8 protein-coding genes and 1 pseudogene are annotated in these 7,463 nt (G+C 59.0%); 6 read left to right on the top strand and 3 right to left on the bottom strand.

Features of this window, described 5'->3' with window-relative positions:
* The 3 genes and pseudogenes from ACWGS9_RS33590 to ACWGS9_RS33580 form a co-directional block, all read left to right on the top strand.
* Positions 1-162: OmpA family protein (locus tag ACWGS9_RS33590; RefSeq protein WP_454509254.1), on the top strand; the 162-nt coding region annotated here is incomplete at its 5' end.
* Between the two features lie 68 nt (positions 163-230).
* Complete coding sequence (locus ACWGS9_RS33585; protein ID WP_454509253.1) at positions 231-590, top strand: hypothetical protein; 360 nt, start codon at positions 231-233, stop codon at positions 588-590.
* Positions 512-691 (top strand): annotated as a pseudogene (locus ACWGS9_RS33580) (transposase); the annotation flags it as partial. The gene ACWGS9_RS33585 and the pseudogene ACWGS9_RS33580, both read left to right, overlap by 79 nt.
* Before the next feature lie 85 nt (positions 692-776).
* On the opposite strand, the gene ACWGS9_RS33575 reads toward ACWGS9_RS33580, so the two are convergent.
* Both ACWGS9_RS33575 and tnpA read right to left on the bottom strand, forming a co-directional pair.
* Positions 777-941, bottom strand: coding sequence for a hypothetical protein (locus tag ACWGS9_RS33575; RefSeq protein ID WP_454509252.1), 165 nt, complete (start codon positions 939-941; stop codon positions 777-779).
* Positions 942-1,404: 463 nt separating this feature from the next.
* Positions 1,405-1,671, bottom strand: coding sequence for an IS66 family insertion sequence element accessory protein TnpA (tnpA, locus tag ACWGS9_RS33570; protein ID WP_454509251.1), 267 nt, complete (start codon positions 1,669-1,671; stop codon positions 1,405-1,407).
* A gap of 428 nt (positions 1,672-2,099) precedes the next feature.
* Here tnpA and ACWGS9_RS33565 point away from each other — a divergent pair, with 428 nt between their 5' ends.
* The gene (locus tag ACWGS9_RS33565) at positions 2,100-2,468 is read left to right on the top strand and encodes a hypothetical protein (RefSeq protein ID WP_454509250.1); all 369 of its coding nucleotides are present in this window, start codon (positions 2,100-2,102) and stop codon (positions 2,466-2,468) included.
* Between the two features lie 25 nt (positions 2,469-2,493).
* On the opposite strand, the gene ACWGS9_RS33560 is transcribed toward ACWGS9_RS33565, so the two are convergent.
* A complete protein-coding gene (locus tag ACWGS9_RS33560) occupies positions 2,494-3,477 on the bottom strand; it encodes a phosphatase PAP2 family protein (RefSeq protein WP_454509249.1) in 984 nt (327 codons plus the stop codon).
* Between the two features lie 343 nt (positions 3,478-3,820).
* Here ACWGS9_RS33560 and ACWGS9_RS33555 point away from each other — a divergent pair, with 343 nt between their 5' ends.
* Both ACWGS9_RS33555 and ACWGS9_RS33550 read left to right on the top strand, forming a co-directional pair.
* Positions 3,821-4,792, top strand: coding sequence for a hypothetical protein (locus ACWGS9_RS33555; protein ID WP_454509248.1), 972 nt, complete (start codon positions 3,821-3,823; stop codon positions 4,790-4,792).
* A 440-nt stretch (positions 4,793-5,232) separates the two neighbouring features.
* Positions 5,233-7,422: a hypothetical protein gene (locus tag ACWGS9_RS33550; RefSeq protein ID WP_454509247.1), complete on the top strand. Its 2,190-nt coding sequence runs from the start codon at positions 5,233-5,235 to the stop codon at positions 7,420-7,422.
* Positions 7,423-7,463 lie beyond the last annotated feature (41 nt).

Genomic DNA, 7,463 nt, shown 5'->3' with positions numbered 1-7,463 from the left:
CAGCGAGCCGCATCCATCAAGGCTGAACTTGTCAAGTTCGGCATCGCCGCGGCGCGGCTTGACACTGATGGCCAGGGCGAGAAGAACCCGAAGAGCGGCAATGACACGCTGGAAGGCCGGGCCGTTAATCGCCGGGTTGAACTTGTCCGCACTGACCGCTAACGCCAAACCCGGGAAGCCACGGGAAGCGGCAGACCGATAGGTCTGACCGGTCGCCTACGTCTACACTCGTGCTGCTGGTGCGCCAGGAGATCGCCAAACGCTCCTGCCATCGCGAGGTCTATGTCGCGGTGGCCGCAAAGTTGGCGGTGATCATGCGCGCGATCTGGAGCGACGGCACATTTTACGTTGGCGATTCGGCGCTGGCCAGGCCGTCGCAGCGCAGCGCGCGCATGGCAAGGACCGCAAGCTTCTGGGGCGCATTGATGAGCTGCGCGAGACGCAGTGCCGAAGACGGGCTGACCGAGGAACTGGTGGCAGCATGCTGTCGGCCCGCGCAGCGTTGTAACCGCACGATCTGGTGGTCAAGGTGGTCGCCGGCAGGGAGCTGTGCCGCCGCTTCATGGCCATCCCCGGCCTCGGTCCGGTAGCGGCGCTGTCCTTCATGACGGCGGTGGACGCTCCGTCGCGCTTCCGCCGCTCGCGCGGTGTCACTGGGTACTTCGGGCTGACGTCGCGACGCTGGCAGTCCACCAGCATGGCGGGCCCGTCGAGACCTTTGCGCATATCGGTGTAGCCCAGCGCCGGATGCACCTTCACGCCTGCGGGAACGATCATCATGTTCCTGTTCCTCCGCTTTCGAGATGCTCGCGAACTGCATCCGGATCGCTTCCGGTAGGGGCGAAGACGCGCCGGCCGTCAGGCAGATCGATCGCCGTCATTCCTGTAGGCGGCTGCACCAGGCTCTGCAGAAGGCGCACCGCCGCGGTGTCATCGCCCATCGCCACAGCCGCAAGCTTCGCGCGCTTCTTCTGCGCTACGCCGGACTGTGCGCGCCAACGGAACAACAGCCCCGTGACAATTCCAATGCGTTCGCGCGACCTGCGAGACGCTGACACCTGGCCGGTCACTCTCCAGCGCAATGGCACGCTTTTCCTCATCGCTGAAGAAGCGTCGGGCAAGTTGCCGGGGCGTGGCGGGATCATCGTTCGACGAAGCCGTCAAGCTCGATTCCGGCGGCGTTCCGTTAGCACTAGTGCTAACGGCCGGGCGGGCGGAGAGATGAGGATCCGCCCGCCAGTCGATCGACCTCACCCTCGTCCAGTCGGTCTCGCCATATGCGCAAGCTCGTCGGCGACAGATGCAGCGCCGCGGCATATTCGCGAACACCCATGCCGCTCCAATTCATCGCCTCGACATGCAACGCCCAGTACGCCTGGACAGCACGGTTGCGCACATCCGTGGTCACCGAAAAGCGCAGCCGAGCTCGCTTTTCTGCCGCTTCGCTCGCTCTTCCAGGCGCTTCTGACGGCGCAATTCCGCCTGATATTCCGCATGCTTACGAGCCGCCTCGTTGCCCGCGAAGTACTTCAGCCAGCGATCGAGCGTGTCCTTCGTCAGGCGGTGCACGCGGCAATATTCGGTCCGCGTCATACCGCTGCGCTGCCGCGCCTCGACGTGAACCACCCACCAGGATTGCCGCGCCTTGTACTCGAAATGTCTCAAATTCACCGGAGATCCTCCATGCTACGAAGGAGCCCGACATGTCGCGCGAATGCACTACTCAATCTGGGTGCAGGGACCGGACGCTTACACACGACCGATGGATGGCAAGATAAAAGCCCGCAGGGTGTGCGCTCGGACGGTCGTTTTGTCTCAATGAGTTATGTGGCCATTTCACAATGTGTGAATATTCGCCGCACCTTGCGATAAATGCTATCTACCAATGGTTTCGGTGACTTAACGCAATGTGCGGCTTTTTCCGGCCTCCGCAATGATCGGGCAAAGATTGGAGCCGGGAAGGGGTGGGTCCGGAGCGCTGGCGCCGAGCGGCCATGGGGCCGATACTCCTGACACGAATACGCGAGCCGTCGTGTTACGTTGCCGCAACAACGGGGATGTCTCGTCATGAAAGGAAGAGAGGAATTACCACGACCAGGATGAACCGCCGCGCCTTGCTCCTCTACTCCAGCGCCGCCGTCTTCAACTCGGCGGCGACGGCTGGCGCCACAGAGCCATCACGCCAAGACCGGATGCCGGCCGATGAACTCCGCGCGTTGATTGAGGCGCACATGACGGCATACGTCGCGTTCGGAAAGGCAGTCCGTGAAATGGGTGGCAGCAGCTGCGACCTCGATAGAGCCAGCCGGAAAGAGGAAAGGGCACTGCTGGCTGTCTGCGCCTATCCAGCGGTCAGCGAAAGCGATCGCTTGGCCAAGGTCCGATATCTTTTGAAGATTGAGGCGCGCGGTGAATTGGACCTGCCAGAGCACATTCAGGCTCTTCTACGGTCTATGTTGGAGGCATAAGGCTGACCTCCGGCTATCGACAAGGTCATGTGTGGCTCGCCGGAACAGTTCGTTTCGGGAACGACGACCAGATGGCATGCGAGATGACAGATTTGGATTCAAAGAAAGTGTTCTCGGGATCTGGCCCTCTCTCCGGAACGGCAATCAATACGATGGCGATCCCAAATCCCGCGAGACCAACTCCGGCGATCACATCTACTGTGTAGTGGTTGCCGACGACCGCGGCGGAAATGGCCATCACCACATTGAGGATGAGAAACGGGTAGCGAAGCCATTTTAGCTCCCAACCCGCCCATGCGAAGAGGACGGCACTCGCCGCGTGCAGGGACGGGAACGTCATGATCCCTTTGGCTTTGGCCATGCTGAAGATGAAATTGGGGTCGGATCTGACGCCCTTCAGCTCGTCCAGAAAAACATAGCCCCATGTGCGATCTATGTTTTGCAGATCGGCCGGGTGAATGTCGAATGTTGCGTAGGTGCCAAGGGCCGGATACCAGATGGATATCACGCAGCCCATGAAGTAGATCACCGCGTACATCAATATCATCTGGTACGCACGCAGCGGGCGCCCAAAAACGGCCAGGACAATTGGCAACCAGATAAGCTGTTGCGTGAAGCTCTCATAGGCCACGTTGAGCGGCTGAGCGAGGTATGGCCTGGCGTCGACAAATCTGAGAAGCGCCGGCCAGTTGACGCCAAGCGCCTGATCCATCGCTCTCAGCCTGTTGTCCGCCAAGGGTAGGTTCAGCCGAGCGGCGAGGTAGACCGCGGTAACGATCGGAACAACAAGCAGGACACCGTAGAGGAAGCTTTCGATCAGGGCTCTGATCCGCGGCCATGGCCTGGTTGCGATGCCACATATCAGCGTGAAAATAAACAGAAGCGCAAAGGGACCTACGAAACCGTAGTCGACGTTAAGCCCTACCAGCACCGCGAGCGGGAAGACAATCAGGTAAGAACCGGCCGTCAACCCGATCAGCGCGGCTCTAGCTCTCGTAACGTCGAACATCACCATCCCCACAAGCAATGCCGGAGACGATGTTCGCACGATATTAAGACTCTATTGAAGTGATAGAGTCAAGTTTCCGTGAAGACTCAGATTGATTCCGGATATGATCGTGGTTTTGCTCGATAATTTGATTTTATATTATTAGTGACGTCTAATATATGGTTTTATTGCTTATGTCATGTATACGTGCTACTTGATGGCTGTCTTCTGAATATGCCTGATACAAGTGGGTCTGGCGACGTAACTCTCTAGGGATTTCGCCAATCTATCTCGACTGAGCGTTCGCCACCGAAGTCATGGCGGCGCGCTGCTTGTTGCGCGCCGCGGTTTGTGGAGATCAACAGTGTTCGGAAAGAAAACTCTCTTCGTTCTCTTCGCAATCTTCGGCATCATAGAAGGTAATGGCGCGCGAGCAGCCTGTCCTCTTCCCAACACGCTGACCAATGGGCAAACGGCTGACGCAACGCAGGTTATGGCGGATTTCAACGCCTTGGTCGCCTGCCTGAGCGCTGCCGCGCCCGGGGGCTCGGGTAACTCCATACAATACAACAACGGCTCGGGCGCTTTCGCCGGAGTGGGGCCTCTAACTGACGGCCAACTCGTGATTGGCGCAACGGGGGGCGCGCCGCAGGCGCAGGCTCTCACGGCGGGTTCAGGCATCACCATCACCAATGGACCTGGCAGCATCACCGTATCGTCCACGGGTGGTAGCGGCGGTTCGGTGAGTCCATTCTACGATGCCGCAGTCATTCCATTGACCAAACCGACGGCCTCTTCGTTCACCGTGGCCAATAGCACCGGCGCCACCGGAACTTTGACTGATTTGGCAAGCCGTGGCGTCGTGCTGTCCACACCCGGAGTCGGCAGCCAGACCACGGCAATAGAGCAACCCATCGTCAATGCCAGCACATTCACCGTGACGACACTCGTATATCCAGTAGGCTATCTCAACAGCAACTGGTTCTGGGGTATCTGCGTCAAGGACACGTCAGGAAAGTATGCGGCGTTCGGCTTTCGTAATCAAACTCCGGTTTCGTACTTCAAATTTTCCGACATCAACACGTTCAACAGTGCGTCCACGTCGACAGGTATTGTGAACGCTCAGAATCCTGTCTGGTTGAAGCTGCAGGCGGCAAGCGGAACTTTTACGTTCAGCTTCTCCTTCGACGGCGAGCATTTCAATCCAGGTTGGACGGTGTCGATGACAGACTATCTCACCACAAGTCTGTCAACGGTAGGGTTGCTGATACTAAACAACGGGTCCAACCAAAACTTGCCACTCGACGTTCTGTCTTGGACGAACACCTCTCCTTGACGTAGTGCCCCTTTGTCGATGGCAAAACTGTTGCGGCGCTGGCTTGAGGAGTTCGTATGTCCAATCCGTTGCAGTTCGTTATTCCGCGCCGGACAAGGCGCCTGGTCGCGCTGGCTTTTTTGATGGTTTCGAGCTCGGCCATAGCCGGATCGGTTGCATATACCTACGATCAGGCCGGCCGTCTCACTACAGCCCTGTACGACAACAATACCTGCATAACCTACAGCTACGACGCCAACGGCAACCGGACAACGCAGACTAACACGGTCGGGGGCACTCCGGCGTCCGCGGTGTGGGGATCGGGTGTGTGGGGTTGTTTCAAATGGACGCCCTGATCGTTGTTAAAAGCACACCCTGTCGCGTGACGAACTGGTGCCTCAACGCGCAGGCTTTAGGCCTGCCTCATCGACCGCCCACGGCGGTCATCCGGGAGATGGGAAATGAAATCACCAAAGCGGCCAGCAACAGTGGGAATGGCCATTAGATCAGCCCTATTGTCCTTGTCGGTGGCAAGTACCTTGGGAACCGCACATGCCGCCGGTAGCAATTCCGAGGCTATAGCAAACGCAATTCGCGCCGGCCATTTTGCCGAGCCGCTTGCTGCGACCGGTGTCACTTCGCCTGCCGACGACCAGGCGCTCCTGCAGGCATTAGCTATATACAATGAGCGGCTTGATCCTGACGACATCAGCAGCCTGACAAAGTTCCTGGATGAGCATCCACATTCCGGCTGGGGGCCGGCCCTCGAGACAAACCTTGGGCTTTCATATCTGCACAACGGATATTTTTCTCGAGCTATCGACGCGTGGCAGAAGGCGTGGATTAACGGCAAGGATGCCACTGAGCCGCAAGCCAAGGCCCTCATAGACCGGGCAGTCGGCGAGCTTGCTCAACTCGATGCCAATCTTGGGCGCACGGAGCAATTGACGGAACTGCTCAAGGAAGTCGGAAAAAGGCCAATCTCCGGCTCGGCAACCGAAGCCATACAAACCGCGGCCGAGCAAATCGTCCCGGCAAAGTTGGATATCAGCCACCCGTTCATTTGCGGACCGTTGGCTCTGAAACAGTTGATGCTGGCCCGCAACGCCAGCCCCGAAAAGGTCGACTTCCTCCAATGGTACAAGGTCGGAGCCAAAGGAACCAGTCTCGCGGAAGTTGGACGCCTAGCTGAGAAGGTTGGCCTCTCGTATCGGCTGATCGTCCGGCAGCCTGGCCAATCCGTCCCATTGCCGTCGGTCGTGCACTGGAAAACAGGGCACTTCGCCGCGATTGTTGGCACGGCGAACGGCCGGTTCCACGTCAGGGACTCTGTCTTCCCAAATCCAGACCTCTGGATCGCGCAAGCCGCCCTTGATGCAGAGGCCAGCGGCTATTTCCTTGTCCCTTCTGATGTCCCAGTAGATCACCATTGGCGTGCGGTCGACGCAGCCGAAGCTGAGACGGTCTGGGGGAGGGGAGGAACAAACTCAACGCGGCAAGGCGGCGCCGGTGATCATAATGCGGATGGCGGCGGTGGAGGCGGCGGTGGCGGCGGTGGAGGTGGTAGAGGAGGCGGCGGAGGCGGAGGTGGTGGAGGCGGCGGTGGTGGAGGCGGAGGCGGAGGCGGAGGCGGCGGCGGAGCTGGGGCTGGGGCTGCGGCTGCGGCTGCGGCTGGCCCCGCAGTTGGACCCGGACCTGGAATATGTCCACTGTGTGGTTACAACATTAAAGAATCCGCGGTCAGCGTGTCACTTTCGGACGTTCCGGTTGGCTATTCGCCCCCAATAGGTCCGTCCGCCAAGGTTGGGATCAGCTATAACCAACGTGAAGACAGCCAACCCGCTATCTTCAGCTTCTTCAACGTCAGTCCGAAATGGACGATTAGCTGGCTGAGTTACGTAACAGACGATCCCACCAATCCTGGGGCCAATGTCTCCCGCTATATGCAGGGCGGAGGCGCATTTTTCTATCTCGGCTACAATGCCGCCACTGGCGCGTTCGCGGCCGAAGATACGGATGGCTCCATCCTGGTGCGTGCCTCTGGTTCTCCGGTCACCTATCGCCATCAATTGCGTGACGGCAGCGTCGAGATCTACGCTCAGTCCGATGGCGCCATTGCCTTCCCGCGGCGCATTTTCCTAAGCCAGGTGGTCGATCCTCAAGGCAACACCGTCACACTCAACTACGATGGCCAACAGAGACTAATTTCGCTCACCGATGCTGTCGGGCGTCTTACTACATTTACCTACGGTCGGCTGGGAACGCCGCTTCTCATCACCAAGATTACCGATCCGTTTGGCCGAAGCGCGACGCTCTCGTACGATGGGAATGGTCGGCTGAGCTCGATCACCGATATCATCGGCCTGACTTCCAGTTTTACATACGACGCCAATTCGCTCGTCAACTCGATGACGACGCCTTACGGAACCACAAACTTCGCCTACACGGCGCCGGGTACAAGCAGTCCGCCGCGCTTTGTCGAGGTGACGGACCCGCTTGGCTACCACGAACGCGAGGAATGGCTGGAGCCCGCTGCGATCCCAGACAGCGACCCGTCGGCCACGGTGCCTCAGGGCATGCCGCTTAGCCCGATAAACCAGTACCTTGTCTACAGGGTAAGCGTAGAGGGGACCCCATCTGGCGCCGTTTGAAGGGATTGGCCAGACATAGAGACACCGAAACGAAGGGGGTG

The organism is Mesorhizobium sp. Arg314, assembly GCF_053714275.1.
This window is presented reverse-complemented; position numbering and strand designations above follow the sequence as displayed.